This is a genomic window from Clostridia bacterium (assembly GCA_036562685.1).
In the GTDB taxonomy this organism is placed as follows: Bacteria; Bacillota; Clostridia; order Christensenellales; family DUVY01; genus DUVY01.
In genome coordinates, this window is the sequence record DATCJR010000211.1 from 1 (window position 1) to 15,754 (window position 15,754).

15 protein-coding genes are annotated in these 15,754 nt (G+C 36.5%); 13 read left to right on the top strand and 2 right to left on the bottom strand.

Features of this window, described 5'->3' with window-relative positions; translation table 11 throughout:
* The 10 genes from nifJ to pfkA all read left to right on the top strand — a co-directional run.
* Positions 1 to 2,251 (top strand): pyruvate:ferredoxin (flavodoxin) oxidoreductase (gene nifJ, locus VIL26_08975; protein ID HEY8391058.1); only part of this gene is annotated, 2,251 nt, incomplete at its 5' end.
* 139 nt (positions 2,252 to 2,390) lie between these two features.
* Positions 2,391 to 3,557, top strand: a complete 1,167-nt coding sequence (locus VIL26_08980; GenBank protein ID HEY8391059.1) for a hypothetical protein — start codon at positions 2,391 to 2,393, stop codon at positions 3,555 to 3,557.
* Between the two features lie 34 nt (positions 3,558 to 3,591).
* Positions 3,592 to 4,473 (top strand): UDP-N-acetylmuramate dehydrogenase, encoded by an 882-nt coding sequence (murB, locus tag VIL26_08985; GenBank protein HEY8391060.1) that lies wholly within the window; start codon positions 3,592 to 3,594, stop codon positions 4,471 to 4,473.
* Positions 4,473 to 5,231: a PHP domain-containing protein gene (locus VIL26_08990; GenBank protein ID HEY8391061.1), complete on the top strand. Its 759-nt coding sequence runs from the start codon at positions 4,473 to 4,475 to the stop codon at positions 5,229 to 5,231. The genes murB and VIL26_08990 overlap by 1 nt, the downstream gene beginning before the upstream one ends.
* Before the next feature lie 6 nt (positions 5,232 to 5,237).
* Positions 5,238 to 6,098: an RNase adapter RapZ gene (gene rapZ / locus VIL26_08995; GenBank protein ID HEY8391062.1), complete on the top strand. Its 861-nt coding sequence runs from the start codon at positions 5,238 to 5,240 to the stop codon at positions 6,096 to 6,098.
* Positions 6,098 to 7,069 carry a DNA-binding protein WhiA gene (gene whiA, locus VIL26_09000; protein HEY8391063.1) on the top strand — a complete coding sequence of 324 codons (972 nt, stop codon included), beginning with the start codon at positions 6,098 to 6,100 and terminating at the stop codon, positions 7,067 to 7,069. Before rapZ ends, whiA begins: the two co-directional genes overlap by 1 nt.
* Entirely contained in the window at positions 7,044 to 7,298 is a 255-nt protein-coding gene (locus VIL26_09005; protein ID HEY8391064.1) for an HPr family phosphocarrier protein, read from the top strand. Before whiA ends, VIL26_09005 begins: the two co-directional genes overlap by 26 nt.
* Before the next feature lie 103 nt (positions 7,299 to 7,401).
* A complete protein-coding gene (locus VIL26_09010; GenBank protein ID HEY8391065.1) occupies positions 7,402 to 11,028 on the top strand; it encodes a DNA polymerase III subunit alpha in 3,627 nt (1,208 codons plus the stop codon).
* A gap of 94 nt (positions 11,029 to 11,122) precedes the next feature.
* Positions 11,123 to 11,368: a trp RNA-binding attenuation protein MtrB gene (gene mtrB / locus VIL26_09015; GenBank protein HEY8391066.1), complete on the top strand. Its 246-nt coding sequence runs from the start codon at positions 11,123 to 11,125 to the stop codon at positions 11,366 to 11,368.
* 9 nt (positions 11,369 to 11,377) lie between these two features.
* Positions 11,378 to 12,337 carry a 6-phosphofructokinase gene (gene pfkA, locus VIL26_09020; GenBank protein ID HEY8391067.1) on the top strand — a complete coding sequence of 320 codons (960 nt, stop codon included), beginning with the start codon at positions 11,378 to 11,380 and terminating at the stop codon, positions 12,335 to 12,337.
* 51 nt (positions 12,338 to 12,388) lie between these two features.
* On the opposite strand, the gene VIL26_09025 is transcribed toward pfkA, so the two are convergent.
* The gene (locus tag VIL26_09025; GenBank protein ID HEY8391068.1) at positions 12,389 to 12,691 is read right to left on the bottom strand and encodes a DUF1540 domain-containing protein; all 303 of its coding nucleotides are present in this window, start codon (positions 12,689 to 12,691) and stop codon (positions 12,389 to 12,391) included.
* Positions 12,692 to 12,828: 137 nt separating this feature from the next.
* Here VIL26_09025 and rplI point away from each other — a divergent pair, with 137 nt between their 5' ends.
* Together rplI and VIL26_09035 are read left to right on the top strand one after the other, a co-directional pair.
* Positions 12,829 to 13,275, top strand: coding sequence for a 50S ribosomal protein L9 (gene rplI / locus VIL26_09030; GenBank protein ID HEY8391069.1), 447 nt, complete (start codon positions 12,829 to 12,831; stop codon positions 13,273 to 13,275).
* Positions 13,276 to 13,430: 155 nt separating this feature from the next.
* Positions 13,431 to 14,735, top strand: coding sequence for an SLC13 family permease (locus VIL26_09035; GenBank protein HEY8391070.1), 1,305 nt, complete (start codon positions 13,431 to 13,433; stop codon positions 14,733 to 14,735).
* Here the strand turns inward: VIL26_09035 and VIL26_09040 are convergent.
* Complete coding sequence (locus VIL26_09040) at positions 14,730 to 15,407, bottom strand: Crp/Fnr family transcriptional regulator (protein ID HEY8391071.1); 678 nt, start codon at positions 15,405 to 15,407, stop codon at positions 14,730 to 14,732. The two genes, VIL26_09035 and VIL26_09040, sit on opposite strands and share 6 nt — an antisense overlap.
* Before the next feature lie 107 nt (positions 15,408 to 15,514).
* On the opposite strand from VIL26_09040, the gene VIL26_09045 reads away from it, so the two are divergent.
* Positions 15,515 to 15,754, top strand: a 240-nt coding sequence (locus tag VIL26_09045) for a 4Fe-4S dicluster domain-containing protein (GenBank protein ID HEY8391072.1), incomplete at its 3' end; no start/stop codon positions are given.

Below are 15,754 nucleotides of genomic sequence, written 5' to 3' on the forward strand. Positions count from 1 at the left end.
TGGTTCAGACGGTACTGTAGGTGCTAACAAAAACAGCATTAAGATTATAGGCGATCATACTGATATGTATGCTCAAGGATATTTTGTTTACGATTCTAAGAAGTCCGGCGGTATAACCATATCTCACTTAAGATTTGGTAAGAAGCCTATTCAATCCACATATCTTATTGACCATGCTGATTTTGTAGCTTGTCATAACCCTTCTTATGTAACTCGCTATGATATGTTAAGCGACTTAAAAGAAGGCGGAACGTTCTTACTTAACTCACACTGGGATGAAGAAGCTCTTGAAAAAGAATTGCCCGCTTCTGTGAAGAATCAAATAGCTAAGAAAAAGATTAGATTATTCAATATAGACGCAAGAAAGATTGCGCAAGAAGTTGGCCTAGGCAACCGCATAAACGTTGTAATGCAGGCAGCATTCTTCAAGCTTGCTAATGTTATTCCTTATGAAGATGCCGAAAAGTATATGAAAGAGGCAGCTAAGAAAACTTACGGCAAGAAAGGCGACAAGGTAGTTATGGCTAACTGTAACGCAATTGACCAAGCAATAAGCGGTCTTGTTGAAATAAAATATCCTGAAAACTGGGCTACTACAACAGAAGGCGCTCCTGTCGAAGAAGAACATGTTGATAAGTACTTCCAGAACTTTATCAAGGTTATATTGGCGCAACAAGGTGACAAATTACCTGTATCCGCATTTAACGCAGACGGTTCTGTTCCTACAGGCACAACACAATTTGAAAAACGCGGTATCGCACCTGTTGTTCCTAAATGGATACCTGAAAATTGTATTCAATGCAACATGTGCTCATTTGTCTGCCCTCATGCAGTTATTAGACCTTCGTTGGCTAAAACTGAAGATTTGGCTAATAAGCCTCAAGATTTCGTAACATTGCCTGCTCAAGCACAAAAAGGATATGAATTCAAAATCCAGATCAGCCCGTTAGATTGTACAGGTTGCGGTTCTTGCGCTAATGTTTGCCCTGCCAAGAATAAAGCTTTGGTTATGGTTGACATTGAGGACGTTCTTGAAAAAGAAAAAGTAAATTACGAATTCTCTAAGAAATTGCCTATTGTAGACAATCTATATAAAGTTGACACAATTAAAGGAAGCCAGTTCCGTCAGCCTTTATTTGAGTTCTCAGGCGCATGCGCTGGTTGCGGAGAAACTCCTTATATTAAGCTGGTAACACAATTGTTTGGCGATCGTATGATTGTTGCCAATGCTACAGGATGCTCAAGCATTTATGGCGGAAGCGCGCCTACAGTGCCTTATACCAAGAATGCTAAAGGCGAAGGTCCTGCATGGGCTAACAGCTTGTTTGAAGACAATGCAGAATACGGCTATGGTATGAAACTAGCATATACCCAAAGAAGAAACTTGCTTGCTGACCATATGTTAAAAGCAATCGAGTTGGGTGCAGATGAAGAAACCAAAGCAGCATTCAATGCATGGCTTGAAACAAAAGACGATGGCGATGCATCAAAGCCTACAAGCGAAGCTATAAAGCAAATTATAGACAAAAAGGTATCTGAAGCTAGCGGCGAGCTAAAAGAAGTATTGCAACAAATCGCAGAAGCAAAAGATTGCCTAGTTAAGAAGTCTATTTGGATCTTTGGTGGTGATGGTTGGGCTTACGATATCGGCTATGGCGGATTGGACCATGTACTTGCTTCTGGTGAAGATGTCAATATCTTGGTACTTGATACCGAAGTTTACTCCAATACAGGTGGTCAGGCTTCTAAGTCAACACCTACAGGTTCAGTTGCTAAGTTTGCTGCAAGCGGTAAATACACCAAGAAAAAGGATTTGGGTATGATGGCTATGAGCTATGGTTATGTATATGTAGCTCAGGTAGCTATGGGTGCTAACATGAACCAAGTTCTCAAAGCTATGATTGAAGCTGAAAAGTATAAAGGACCTTCACTCATTATTGCTTATGCTACATGTATCAACCACGGTATTGATATGTCCAATGGACAGCTAGAAACTAAGAAAGCAGTTGAAAGCGGTTATTGGCATCTATATAGATACAATCCTGAACTTGCAGAACAAGGTAAAAATCCTTTCATCTTGGATTCAAAAGAGCCTACAGGCGATTATAAAGAATTCATTTTGAAGGAAACACGTTATTCAGCATTGCAAAAGACCAATCCTGATGCAGCTTCTAAGCTGTTTGAAAAGGCTCAAAACGATGCTAAAGCAAGATTGGCTAATTATCAAAAACTTGCTCAAAAAACCGAATAATAATTTTAAGATAGCAAAAAAATCCCTCAAAATATCATTTGAGGGATTTTTTTATAATCTTTTTTAACACAGAATTATTCAAAATGCTGTTTTGGTATTTTGACAAGACAGCATTTTTATTTTTAGTATAATACGCAAAATGCGTATTATAGCAAAGGCTTTCGTCATATCATATTGTATGAAAGTCTGGGTAAAAAAGCTGTTGAAAATATTGCCGTATGTATTTTTGGCGGCTGTTTTGATATTAGTGCCTATTTTGGTATTTCCTTGTCTAAAAAAATCTGAACAAACGCCAAAACAAGATTATTCCGGGCTTGTTAATATGTGGCATATAGAAAATTTCGAAGGAGGAAGTTTTAACAGATACCAATATCTCTTAAGGCAAATGATAGAACTTGAAAAAAAGCATAAAGGCTTATTGGTCAGCATAAAAACGCTGACAGCTACAGAAGCTAGAAATCTAGTTGATCAAGGGCATTTGCCGGATTTGGTTAGTTTTGGAACAGGCACAGGCGATATTTTTTTGGACTATGCGGTTTCGTACCGCGGAAAGCTTAACATAAGAGAGGACTTTATAGTATCAGGAACGGTAGGAGATGAAGTAAAAGCTGTTGCATATATGACAGGTGGGTATTTTGTTTTGTGCAACAACAACTTTATGAAAGAAGCCTCAATTGACACAAAAGCCAATTTATTAGATAATATATACAAAGCAGGCTATACTTATAATAAAGGAAAAAGTATTAGATACTCAGTTGTTACGGCGAGAGAAAATAATTTGCCGCTTGCAGCAGTATTAAAAAACACATCACAAACCAGCATTGAAAATTCAATTTTATGGGCACCTAACCAATTTGAAGCATATAACAGCTTTGTTTCAGGTGCGGCGTGCATGTTATTGGGAACACAAAGAGATTTACATAGAGTCTTAAATCGCATCAGCCAGAATAACTTTTTTGAATTTGAAGTGCAATTTTTGCAAGGTTATACAGATCTTGTCCAATATGTAGCTATTACTTCAAAAGATCAAAACACTCAAGCAAAAGTGCAATTGATAATAGAATATCTTACCTCAGAGTCCGCACAACGAAGTCTTACAAGCGTAGGAATGTTTGGAGTCGATGGCACCAAATGTTACACTGGACAGCTACTAAAAGACATGGAAGCTGCGTTACAAAGCTCTTTGGTTATTCCTAATGCATTTATAAGCTCCAAAAAGTTGGATTCTCTACACGAATTGACGATATCGGCTACCAAGGGTAATCAAGAAACAAGAAATGAAATAAAAAGTCAATTGGGAATATAAATTTTGAATAAAATCATTAAAACAAGGATTAGTTATGATAAAATTTGGTAATATTGAAATATTGGAAAATGAAAATCTTGCCAAATATACGACTATGGGCATAGGCGGAAATGCAGATTATTTTATAAAAATCCGTTCTAAGCCTGACTTGTATGAAGCCGCCGAATGGGCGCATCAACACAATTTCCCTATTACTGTTATTGGACGCGGCAGCAAGCTTCTTATAAGTGACAAAGGCATAAGAGGCGCTGTAATTCAGCTTGTAGGTATGGATTCAATAGTAATAGAAGACCGTTTTGTATTTGCAGAAGCAGGAGCCAGTCTTATAAGGCTTGCCAACCTTACAGTATCGCAAGGACTTAGGGGACTAGAATGGGCTATAGGCATACCTGCATCTGTTGGCGGAGCAGTGCTGATGAATGCAGGCGCTTATGATGGCTCTATTTCAGACTGCATATTAGAAGTTGAGGTTTTTAACGGCTTTGGTTTTGAAAAACTAAGCAATGAACAGTGCCTTTTTGATTACAGACACAGCGTTTTTATGAACAAGCCAGATTTGATAATCACTTCTGCAAAAATTGGTCTAGTACCCGATACAAAAGAAAGGCTTGAACAAAAGGTAAAAGATTATCAGCAAAGACGCATATCATCTCAGCCAGTAGGCGGCAGAACATGCGGTAGCGTTTTTAAAAAAATGAAGGATATATCGGCTGGAGAAGTGCTGGATAAAGCGGGTTTAAAAGGCTATACAATAGGTGATGCTATGGTGTCGCCTGCCCATGCCAATTTTATAATCAACAAAGGTAATGCTACTTGCAAAGATGTTTTGATGCTGATAGAATATATGCAAGATACAATCTTTGATAAGACAGGAATAATGCCTGAATTGGAGATACGCATACTCGGAGAATTTTAATGAAATTTTTAGGCGATTATCATACTCACACCATATATAGTCATGCTTTGGGAACAATAGAACATAATGTCCAGCAGGCAGTGAAAAAAGGTCTAAAACAGATAGCGATAACCGATCACGGTTTTAGACACATGGTGTTTAACGTAAGACGATTTGACTTCAAATACATGAGAAAAGATATCAATAATATAAAGGACAAGTATGATATCGATATATTTTTGGGACTAGAAACCAATTTGCAGAGCAACAGCGGTAATATTGATATAAAAGACGAAGATATAGAAAATCTTGATATAATACTTTGCGGATATCATAAACTTATTTTTCCGTCTTCGCCGAAAGCGTTCTTTTCTTTCTATTTACCCAATCAATTTCCGCGCCACAAAAAATCAGATTTAAGACGCGGAAGAAATACAGAAGCTTATTTGAATGCTATTAATCGTTATCCCATAGACATAGTCGTGCATCCAAAATACGGAATTGAAGTTGATGTAGTTGAACTTGCCAAAGAGTGCAAAAGACTGGGCGTATATATGGAGCTTAACGGTAAACGCATAAGTATGACAGAAGAAGAAGTTCTTGCTGCAGCTGAAACGGGTGTTGGATTTATTGCTGATTCTGATGCTCATCAACCTGAAAGAGTGGGAGATTTGAGCCTTCCTATGCAGTGGATAGACAAGCTTAAGCTTAATCCTCAACAGATTGTCAATTTGGATAAAATCCCTGTATTTAGAAGTCGCATAAAAAAGGGGTTATAAAAAAATATGGATTTGCTTATTGTTAGTGGTATGAGCGGTGCAGGTAAATCTACCTGCCTTGACGCTTTGGAAGACTTGGGCTTTTATTGTATGGATAACATATTGCCTCAGCTTATTCCTGATGCAGTATATGCCATGGCAATAAGCAGGGAAAAAAATCATCAGAACTTCCGCATAGCCATAAGCGCTGATGCAAGAGTAGGTGAGTTTTTTTCAGGAATATATTCAGCATTAGATAAACTCAAACTTCATGGATATAATTATCGGCTTTTGTTTTTGGATGCCGAAGATGATGTTTTGGTCAATCGTTTTAACGAAACCAAAAGAGTTCACCCTTTGGCTAAGGGCATTCCATTATATCAGGCTATTGAACAAGAACGAAAAATGCTAAAAGATCTGAAAGATGCCGCCGATATTGTAATAGATTCTACATCTTTAGACATAAAAGGATTGAAGCAAAGAGTATATAATGAATTTGCCACTATGCAGAGTCATCAGGGTGTCGCAATTGTCACTTTTGGTTTTAAACGCGGCATTCCCAAAGACTGTGATATGGTTTTTGATGTAAGGTTTTTGGATAATCCGTATTATGTAAAAGAATTAAAGGATTTTACCGGCAAGGACCCTAGAGTTAGGGACTTTGTATTCAAAGACGGCAGAGCGGAAGAATTTTGTATGCTTGTTCTTAATCTTTTGCTTATGGTTTTGAAAGACTATCACAAAGAAGTAAAACAGCTTCTTACCATAGGCATAGGCTGCACAGGCGGAAAACATCGTTCGGTAGCAATAGGTGAACGTCTAAAAGAACTTTTAAGCGAAAGCGGATATAATGTTGAAACTTTTCATAGGAATCTTTTGATGGATTGATGTCAAATATGCCTAATAATATGAGCTTTTCTCAAATAGCCAAAAATGATATTATAAAAAAGACAATAGATGAAAGTTATGCTCTTATAGAGCTATCGGCAATTATTCATACTGCAGGCAGTATTGTTATTTCAAGAGGCAATCTAAGCGTAGAAATAGTAAGTGAAAACGAAAATCTTAGTTTGAGAATAGAAAAAATTCTTAATACTCTTTATGGAATTAATACACTAACGGTAGATAATATTCTTATAGGAAAACAGGTTTACAAAACAATTATTCCGCAAGAAGTTGCTCAAAATGTTTTACAGGATTGTGGAATAATAGGATATAATTTTGAAGGCGAACTTGAAATAACCAAAGGTATTGACCGCTATCTGATCATGGATGATCCAGGCAAATATGCTTATGTCCGCGGTGCATTTTTAGGCGGCGGATACATAGCAAAAGCAAAAGGTTATAGACTAGAGTTTGTTTTTTCAAATTCAACTTTGGCGTCTGACTTTCAAAAATTGTTAAGTAATTTGGGTATAATTTCCAAAAACATATTGCGAAAATCAAAATATGTATTATACTTAAGTAGTAGTGAAAATATATGTAATCTTTTGGCTGGCATAGGAGCAGATAAAGCTGTTTTGGACATATATAATGAGCTTGCACAACGATCAGTTAGAAATGTAGCCAATCGTACAGCCAATTGTATTAACGCCAATATTGACAAAGCTGTATATAATGCCGTCAAGCAAACTGAAGCAATAGCATATATAGAAGCTACAAAAGGATTGGATTTTTTACCTCAAAAGCTAAGAGAAGCAGCTCAGGCAAGAAAAAACAATCCTTCTGCGACATTGCAGGAAATGGCAGAAAAGTTAAATTTATCAAAAAGCGGATTGAATCATCGAATGTCAAAAATAATTGAAATATCTAACAAATTAGTGGAGGGCAATGATGCCGATAAAAGAAGTCACCGTTAAAAAAACAGGCGGATTACTAAATAAGGATGCAGCTCAATTAGTTCAAAGAGCTATGCGCTACGAAAGTGATATTTCTTTTTCGCAAAAGTTCAAAAAAATTAATGCCAAAAGTATTATGGGTGTGATTTCGCTTGGGCTGAAATACGGAGACAAAGTTGTTATTTCCGCTAAGGGTAATGATGCCGAACAGGCAATAGAAGATATCGCAGAAATTCTTGAAAAAGAATAATCAAATAATTTTTTTATATTTTTCAGCAGCTCATTTTAGAGCTGCTGATGTTGCTTTATAGTATTTTTTTAATTTTCTCTCTTATAATATACAACTTTTGCTTTTGGAATTTGTTGACATAAAAGTCAATAATGGTATCATAATACCTATGAAACAATTTGTCCATTTACATGTACATACCGAATACAGCTTGCTTGACGGTGCTATAAGACTTGATGAGTTATTTCAAAGATGCGCCGAACTCAATATGCCTGCGATTGCAATGACAGACCATGGCAATATGTTTGCAACGTGCAAATTTGACGCTGCGGCTGTTAATTTTACAGAAGGCGGAAAAGGCGATGTTGAGGCTTTTCACAAGGCTGGAAAGAAATATAATGTTAAGCCTATCTTTGGATGCGAATTTTATGTAGCACCTGATATGCACAAAAAAGAAAGCAACAACGGCAAAATCCCAAAATTTAACCACCTTGTGTTGCTTGCAAAAGACGAGGAAGGTTATGCAAATCTAGTTAAACTCAATTCTTTAGCATATACTGAAGGCTTATATTACAAACCCCGTATAGACAATGAACTGTTAAAAAAACATTCAAAAGGCTTGGTATGTCTTTCTGCTTGTATTGCAGGAGCTATTCCACAGGCTTTGCTTAACGGAAATGTTCAAGAAGCAGAAAGAATCGCCCTTATGTATAAAGAAATGTTTGGTAGGGACGACTTTTATATCGAGCTTCAAAACCATGGAATAGACAAGCAAATTATGGTGCTTCCCCAACTTATTGATCTAGCAAGGAGACTGGATATTAAGTTGGTTGCTACTAATGACTGTCATTATCTAAGAAAAAAAGACGCCGAAATGCAGAGCGTTTTGCAATGCATTTCATTTAGAGAAGTGCTTGACAATCGTACCGGTGGTGAAGACGGCGATTATTTTCCTACCCAAGAATTTTATTTAAAAAGCTATGATGAGATGCACGAGCTTTTTGGGTATGTGGAAGAGGCGTTAGACAATACTCTTGAAATTGCCGAAAAGTGCAATATGCGGCTTCAATATAGAAAATCGTTGTTGCCTAATTTTGTCCCTCCTGATAACAAACAGCCTTACGAGTATTTAAGAGAACTTACATATAACGGACTTAAGAAAAAATATAAGACTTTGACAGATAAGATAATTCAAAGAGCCGAATATGAACTTGATATAATCCATAGATTAGGTTTCGTTGAATATTATCTGATTGTTTGGGATTTTATACACTATGCCGAAAGCCAAGGCATTCCAGTAGGTCCAGGCAGAGGAAGCGGTGTAGGCAGTATAGTCGCATACGCTACGGGTATCACAAAAGTAGAGCCTTTGCAATATAATCTGCTGTTTGAAAGATTTTTGAATGAAGAAAGAGTATCCATGCCTGACTTTGACGTGGACTTTTGCTTTGAACGCCGCGGCGAAGTTATTGATTATGTTGTTAAAAAGTATGGCGCCCAAAACGTTTCTCAGATAGTTACTTTTGGAACATTGGCTATGAAAGCAGCCATAAAAGACGTTGCGCGTGTTTATGGCGAGCCGTATAGTTTGTCTGATAGAATCACTAAAACCATAGGCATGGTAGATAAAAAAGCCAAACTAAAAGATTTGGTTGGACTGGGCAAAAATGACTTTATCAATCCTGATCTAAAAGCCATGTATGAAAGTGATCCTTCTGTAAAGAAAATTATTGATATGGCTATCAGAATAGAAGGTATGCCTCGTCAGACAGGCATGCATGCTGCAGGCGTGGTTATTTGTAAAGATGTTATAAGCGACCATGTACCTTTGCAAATGAGCGGTACAGATATAACAACCCAATTTGATATGATAGAAGTTGAAAAACTTGGACTTCTAAAGATGGACTTTTTGGGGTTGAGAACGCTTACCGATATTTCAAAAGCTATTGAACTTATTAAGCAAACCAAGGGTATAGAAATAGATTTCTATAACATGGAATATAACGATCCTAATGTATATAAGCTTATAAGCGATGGCGATACGCACGCTGTGTTCCAGCTAGAAGGTGAAGGCATGAAGAACTTTATGAGAAGTCTAAAGCCGACCTGTCTAGAAGATATTATCGCTGGTATTTCAATATTCCGTCCTGGTCCTATGAAGTTTAAAGACCAATATGTCGAAGGTAAAAATAATCCAGCCAGCATAAAATACGATCATCCTTTACTAGAACCTATTTTGAAGGTTACTTACGGCGTTATCGTATATCAAGAACAGGTTATGCAGATTGTTAGAAGCCTTGCCGGATACTCTCTTGGTCGAGCTGATATCGTGCGTCGTATGATGGCCAAGAAAAAAGAATCCGAAATGAAAAAAGAGATTCAAATCTTTTTACACGGCGATCCTAATAACCCTAATATTGTAGGTGCAGTAAAAAACGGCGTGCCAGAAGATGTTGCGGTCAAAATATTTAACAAAATATTGGACTTTGCAGCGTATGCGTTTAATAAGTCGCATGCTGCAGCTTATGCATATCTTGCATATCAAACAGCATATTTGAAATGCTATCACAAAGTAGAATATATTACCGCTGTTCTTAATAACCGAATAACCAATATAGACGAAATAAAAAACTATCTTATGTACTTAAAAGAATGCAATATAAAAGTATTGCAGCCTGATATCAACAATTCTCAGACAATGTTTTCGGTGGAAAACGGAAATGTCAGAATAGGACTTGCAGCGATAAAAAATGTAGGTATCAAAGCTATTGAAAGCATAATACAAGAGCGTGAAAAAAACGGCAAGTTTGTTAATTTCAACGATTTCATAAAAAGAGTGGATAGTTCGGTTCTTAACAAAAAACTGCTGGAAAGTTTGATTTTGGCAGGAGCATTTGACTGCTTGGGTGCATATCGCAGTCAATTAATGGGCATATATGAAAGTCTAATTGAGCGTACTGCCCAAGAAAAGAAAATGAGAGAAACAGGTCAAATGTCCCTGTTCGATATGATGGGCTCAAAAACTGAAGAAGATGAATTACCTAAAGTAAACGAATACACACTAAAGGAAAAATTAGCTAAAGAAAAAGAGGTCTTGGGCGTTTATATTACAGCACATCCTTTGGATGAATATAGAGAAAAGCTCCTGACTTTTGGCTTTTCTTCAAGAACGCTAGAAGACACATCAATCGATGAAGAAGGTACTGTTCATTATGTAGCCGTAACAGACAAGATGAAAGTTGAGTGCGGTGGTATAATTGTTGAAGCAGGGAAAATATTAACAAAAAAGACCAATCAAGAAATCGGCACTTTAAGGCTGGAAGATTTGTACGGCACATTGGAAATTTTAGTAGGGACTAGAAATTATAAACAACTAAAGCCCAAAATGATTCAAGATACTATGGTAACGATAAAAGGTACCTTGTCAGTTAGAGAAGGCGAAAAGCCTGTAATTTGGGCAGACGATATAATTCCTTGGACAGAAAACACTTTTACCGCCCAAGCCAATGTCACTCATAAATTATATCTTAGAATGAATGTCAAACTAGATTCCGATGGCGATCCTGATTATCCAGATGAGCTTATGAATATAATATATGCACATATGGGCGATAGTCCAGTCATTGTAATGGATGCCAAAACAAGACAAACCTATCGCATGCCTGTCAATGTAAATGTTCATAATGGCTTATTAGTGGAATTGCTGGCAGTATTGCCTGCTGATGATATTAGACTTGTTACAAAGTCATAAAATATTTTTATATAAAGTTTTTGGAAAGTTGATAAATTTATAGTATAATAATATAAGAAAATGGTAAGTTTTATATTCATTATTTTAGGAGTTTATGATGTTCAAAGGTGAGGCTGATTCATATATCGTTATAAAAGCACTTAATGACGATGTCAGTATTATCGGCTTATCACGCGGCGACGAAACCAGACCGCAGCACACCGAAAAACTGGGCAGCGGGGAAGTAATGATTGCGCAATTTACCGAAAAAATTTCGGCAATCAAGATCAAAGGCAATGCCGAAATCTATACTGCATACGGAATTATTAAAAGCGAATCAAAAAATACTAAGCATTTATAAGGATACATTATGAAAAGAATTGGTATAATGACAAGCGGCGGCGATGCGCCGGGAATGAATGCTGCAATAAGAGCAGCGGTAAGATATGGAATATATCTGGGCATGGAAGTATTTGGAATTGAGAGGGGCTATACCGGACTTATCAATGATACAATCCAACCGCTCAATATGAGAAGCGTGTCTGATATAATTCAGCGCGGTGGTACTATACTTAAGACCGCAAGATGCCCTGAATTCAAAGAAAAAGCAGGTCAGGACAAAGCGATCGAAGTTATCAAGAAAAGAGGCTTGGAAGGCATTATTGTTATCGGGGGAGACGGTTCATTTATGGGCGCTAAGATTTTGTCCGAACGCGGAATCCCGACAATAGGCATTCCTGGTACTATTGACAATGACTTGCCCTATACTGATTTTACTTTGGGCTTTGATACGGCTTGCAACACAGCACTAGACGCTATCAACAAACTTCGTGACACTATGACCTCTCATGAACGTATTAGCATTGTCGAAGTTATGGGCAGACATTGCGGAGATATAGCTTTGTATGCGGGTATAGCAGGCGGTGCCGAAATGATTTTGGTACCTGAAAAGCCGTTCACAATAGAAAGCATTTGTGAAAATCTTATTCATAACTATGATTCAGGCAAGAAGTCAGGCATTATTGTTTTGGCTGAAGGTGCTGGTCATGCAGAGGTTTTGGCAAAAGAGCTTAGCGAAAGAACTAATTTCGTAGTAAAAGCAACTGTTTTAGGACATATTCAGCGCGGCGGTGCACCTTCTATGGTTGACCGTATTTTGGGTACACGTTGCGGCGTTCATGCTGTAGAGCTTCTTAATAAAGGTATTGGAAACCGCGTAGTAGGTATAAGAAATAACAAAATAATAGATATGGACATTATAGAAGCTGTATCTATGAAACGTAATTTTGATGAAGAATTGTATAAAATAGCGCAAATAGTTTCACTTTAAAATAAAAAAGAACCGCCTACAAAAGGCGGTTTTTTTGTGTTATTTTTAAGATTATTTCAAAACAAATGTTGCGCATTCGGCGCTTTCGTCTGCTGCTAAAACTGTTATGCCTATCGCATGGCATTTGTCGTGCTTTTGGAAGATGCAGGGTGCTATACAATTAACTTTAGTGTCCACGCTGTAATCAGGTTTGGTCTCATCCATTCCTATTTCAAACATTGTATCGGCTTTTTTGCCTTCGTCGATTGTATAAGTGTGACATTCTGAATTGGCTGCGACCTTGATTTCATCAGCGCAACAGCAATAGCCTTTGTTATATACACATACTTTCATAGCACATTTTAAATCTTTCATAACATACACCTTCTTTAATGATTATAGTCTATACATAGTATGTTTTATGATTTTAACTTTTATACTTTGTAATTATTAAGGCTTTTGTTGAAAATAGCTGGGGCATATGATATAATTTTAATTCACAAGGAGTTAGTATGAAAGTAATATTATTAAAAGATGTACCTACTCAAGGAAAAGCTGGAGAGCTTTTGGATGTCAGCGATGGCTATGCCAGAAACTATCTTATAAAAAACAAGCTTGCAATAGAAGCAACCCCTGCCAAAATCAATGAGATTAATCAAAAGAAAGAAGCAGAAGCGCGCAGGCGTGCCAAAGAACGTGCTGAGGCGCTTGAAAAAGCTGAATTAATTAGAAAAGCCCATATAACACTAAAGGTTAAATGCGGAGCCAACGGCAAAGTTTTTGGTTCGATTCAATCCGCTAATATTGCTGATGAACTCAAAAAACAAGGCATAGAAGTTGACCGCAAGAAAATAGTTCTGCCTCAGCCTATAAAAACAGCAGGAGAATACGAAGTGGAAATAAGACCTTATCCCGAGATCGTTGCCAAACTGAAGGTAAGCGTATTAGAGGATAAGTAAACAGAGCTAAAAATGCAAAACAGCCGTCTTAATAAAAGGCGGTTTTTTGTTGAAAAACACTTGATATTTATGTTAAAAACATCCATAAAATTAGGGGATTTTTTTGATACTATCTTACTAAGTTTGTGCTAAAATCTAACTCATTAGGAGCTTATATGTTTCAGACTTTAGCAGTTTCATGTGTAACTTGTATCGGCATTATATTGTCGATTTTATTTTTTCCAAATATAAAAATTAAGAAGTTTAGCATTGCTACTTATTGGTTAATAGCCCTTTTAGGAGCTTTTGTTTTGATTTTAATTAAAAGTGTAGAATTTGGCAATGTCATAAAAGCACTTACCAATAATTCAAGCAGCATTAACCCGATAAAAATTCTCGTACTGTTTATATCAATGTCCATTTTGTCCATATATTTGGATAGTTTGGGATTTTTTGAATATATGGCTAATATTGCGGTAAAGAGATCTAGCGGAAGTCAATATAAGCTGTTTATATATTTGTATCTGATAGTTTCTGTTCTTACTATCTTCACTTCCAACGACATAATAATCTTGACCTTTACACCGTTTATATGCATTTTTGCTCGTCAGACCAAAATCAATCCCTTGCCGTTTTTGTTTTTGGTATTTGTAGCGGCCAATACCTGGAGCTTGTTTTTGATCGTGGGTAATCCGACCAATATATATCTTGCAACATTTTTGAATGTCAGTTTTTTTGATTATCTAAAGGTAATGTTTTTGCCTGCAATTTTATCAGGTCTAACGTCATTTTTATGCTTGTTTTTGATTTTTAGAAAATCATTAAAAAAGCCTATTCAAGCTGTTCAAACACAAACAGTTATTCAAGACAAGTTTCTGCTTACAATAGGCATCGTACATCTTGCTGGCTGCATTATTTTGATTGCAATATCTTCTTATATAAAAATAGAAATGTGGCTAATATGCTTATTTAGTGTAATCAGTCTGTTTTTGATTACTTTGATCTACAAAGCAATTAAAAGATCTAAGCCAAAAGAACTGTTAGTTTGTCTAAAAAAAGCGCCTTGGGAGCTTATACCTTTTATACTGTCTATGTTTGTAATCGTGCTGTCCTTAAACAATGCTGGGGTTCTTAATATAATAGCTTCTTATTTGTCTAAAGGTGTTACAGAAATTAATTTTGGAGTTGCTTCTTATTTAGCGTCCAATGTCATAAACAATATACCTATGAGTATAATGTTTGGGGACATCTTGACGCATTTATCTCAAGAAACATTATTAAAAGGCTTGTATGCCGCCGTAATCGGTTCTAATCTAGGCACTATACTTACTCCTATTGGAGCCTTGGCAGGCATTATGTGGACAAATATACTCAATCGTTACGGTATAAAATTTAGGTTTATAGACTTTGTTAAATACGGAATTATTATATCCGTTCCTACACTTGCTATGTCCATATTTGGACTATGGATAATGCTATAAGTCTTCAGAAATATAGTTCAAAACAAAGTGATTTTTATTAAACTTAATTAGTCCTTCATCACGCATTTTGCATAATTCATTGGACATTGCGCTTCGGTCTATTGAAAAATAATCAGCTAGTTGCTGGCGGTTAAATGGAATATCAAAAGACGAGCTGTTGGCTTTTTGGGATTGTGAAGACAGATAAGACAATAGCTTTTTTCTAGTCGTTCTTTGAGAAAGATGTTCGATTTTTTCGGACAAAAGAAGATTTTTTTGCGCCATTATAGCTAAAAGATTTTTTATTAATTGGATATGAAATTGACAGCTTGATGAGCATGTGGTGAGTATCTGAGTTATATTCATAAACATAATTAAGGTGTTTTCTTGAGCGACAACGCTTATGTTGACAGGTGTATTTTGTAGACATGCATAAGTTTCGGCAAACAACTCTCCAGGGGTTATTTCAGAAATAATATTGCGGTTTCCCCAATAATCTTCTTTTTGGATATGCACGCTGCCGCTTAATACCATGCCGATAGAGTTAATAATATCGCCTTTATGCAGCACAAACTCATTTTTTTGATATGACTTTTTATATATGGACAAGCAAGAAAGCAAAGACGGTATATCATCAATTTTTATGCCGTAAAAAAGTGAAGATTCTTTTATAATTTCAAGATATTTTTCCATCAAACTATGCCTTTTCGTTGTAAAAACAACAGAAATTTGATTTTGATTATAGTATCATATTATTACAAAAAGTCAATAGAGAATTAAAAGGTTTAGGGAGTTTAAAAATGGTTAGAAAAATAATTCAAATCAATGAAGAATTATGTAACGGCTGCGGGCTTTGTGTACAGGCGTGCCATGAAGGGGCAATAGGCATTGTTGATGGCAAGGCTAAGCTGTTAAGAGATGATTATTGCGATGGATTGGGTAATTGTTTGCCTGCTTGTCCTACAGGCGCAATCACTTTTGTGGAAAGAGAGGCATTGGCGTATGACGAACAAGCGGTAAAGGCTAATATGCAAAAGAAA

Excerpts from the sequence above, each read along its gene's own strand:
- murB (HEY8391060.1), top strand. The coding sequence starts at position 3,592 with ATGATAAAATTTGGTAATATTGAAATATTGGAAAATGAAAATCTTGCC.
- rapZ (HEY8391062.1), top strand. The coding sequence starts at position 5,238 with ATGGATTTGCTTATTGTTAGTGGTATGAGCGGTGCAGGTAAATCTACC.
- VIL26_08990 (HEY8391061.1), top strand. The coding sequence starts at position 4,473 with ATGAAATTTTTAGGCGATTATCATACTCACACCATATATAGTCATGCT.
- VIL26_08980 (HEY8391059.1), top strand. The coding sequence starts at position 2,391 with ATGCGTATTATAGCAAAGGCTTTCGTCATATCATATTGTATGAAAGTC.
- VIL26_09005 (HEY8391064.1), top strand. The coding sequence starts at position 7,044 with ATGCCGATAAAAGAAGTCACCGTTAAAAAAACAGGCGGATTACTAAAT.
- pfkA (HEY8391067.1), top strand. The coding sequence starts at position 11,378 with ATGAAAAGAATTGGTATAATGACAAGCGGCGGCGATGCGCCGGGAATG.
- mtrB (HEY8391066.1), top strand. The coding sequence starts at position 11,123 with ATGATGTTCAAAGGTGAGGCTGATTCATATATCGTTATAAAAGCACTT.
- VIL26_09035 (HEY8391070.1), top strand. The coding sequence starts at position 13,431 with ATGTTTCAGACTTTAGCAGTTTCATGTGTAACTTGTATCGGCATTATA.
- rplI (HEY8391069.1), top strand. The coding sequence starts at position 12,829 with ATGAAAGTAATATTATTAAAAGATGTACCTACTCAAGGAAAAGCTGGA.
- whiA (HEY8391063.1), top strand. The coding sequence starts at position 6,098 with ATGTCAAATATGCCTAATAATATGAGCTTTTCTCAAATAGCCAAAAAT.
- VIL26_09040 (HEY8391071.1), bottom strand. The coding sequence starts at position 15,407 with ATGGAAAAATATCTTGAAATTATAAAAGAATCTTCACTTTTTTACGGC.
- VIL26_09025 (HEY8391068.1), bottom strand. The coding sequence starts at position 12,691 with ATGAAAGATTTAAAATGTGCTATGAAAGTATGTGTATATAACAAAGGC.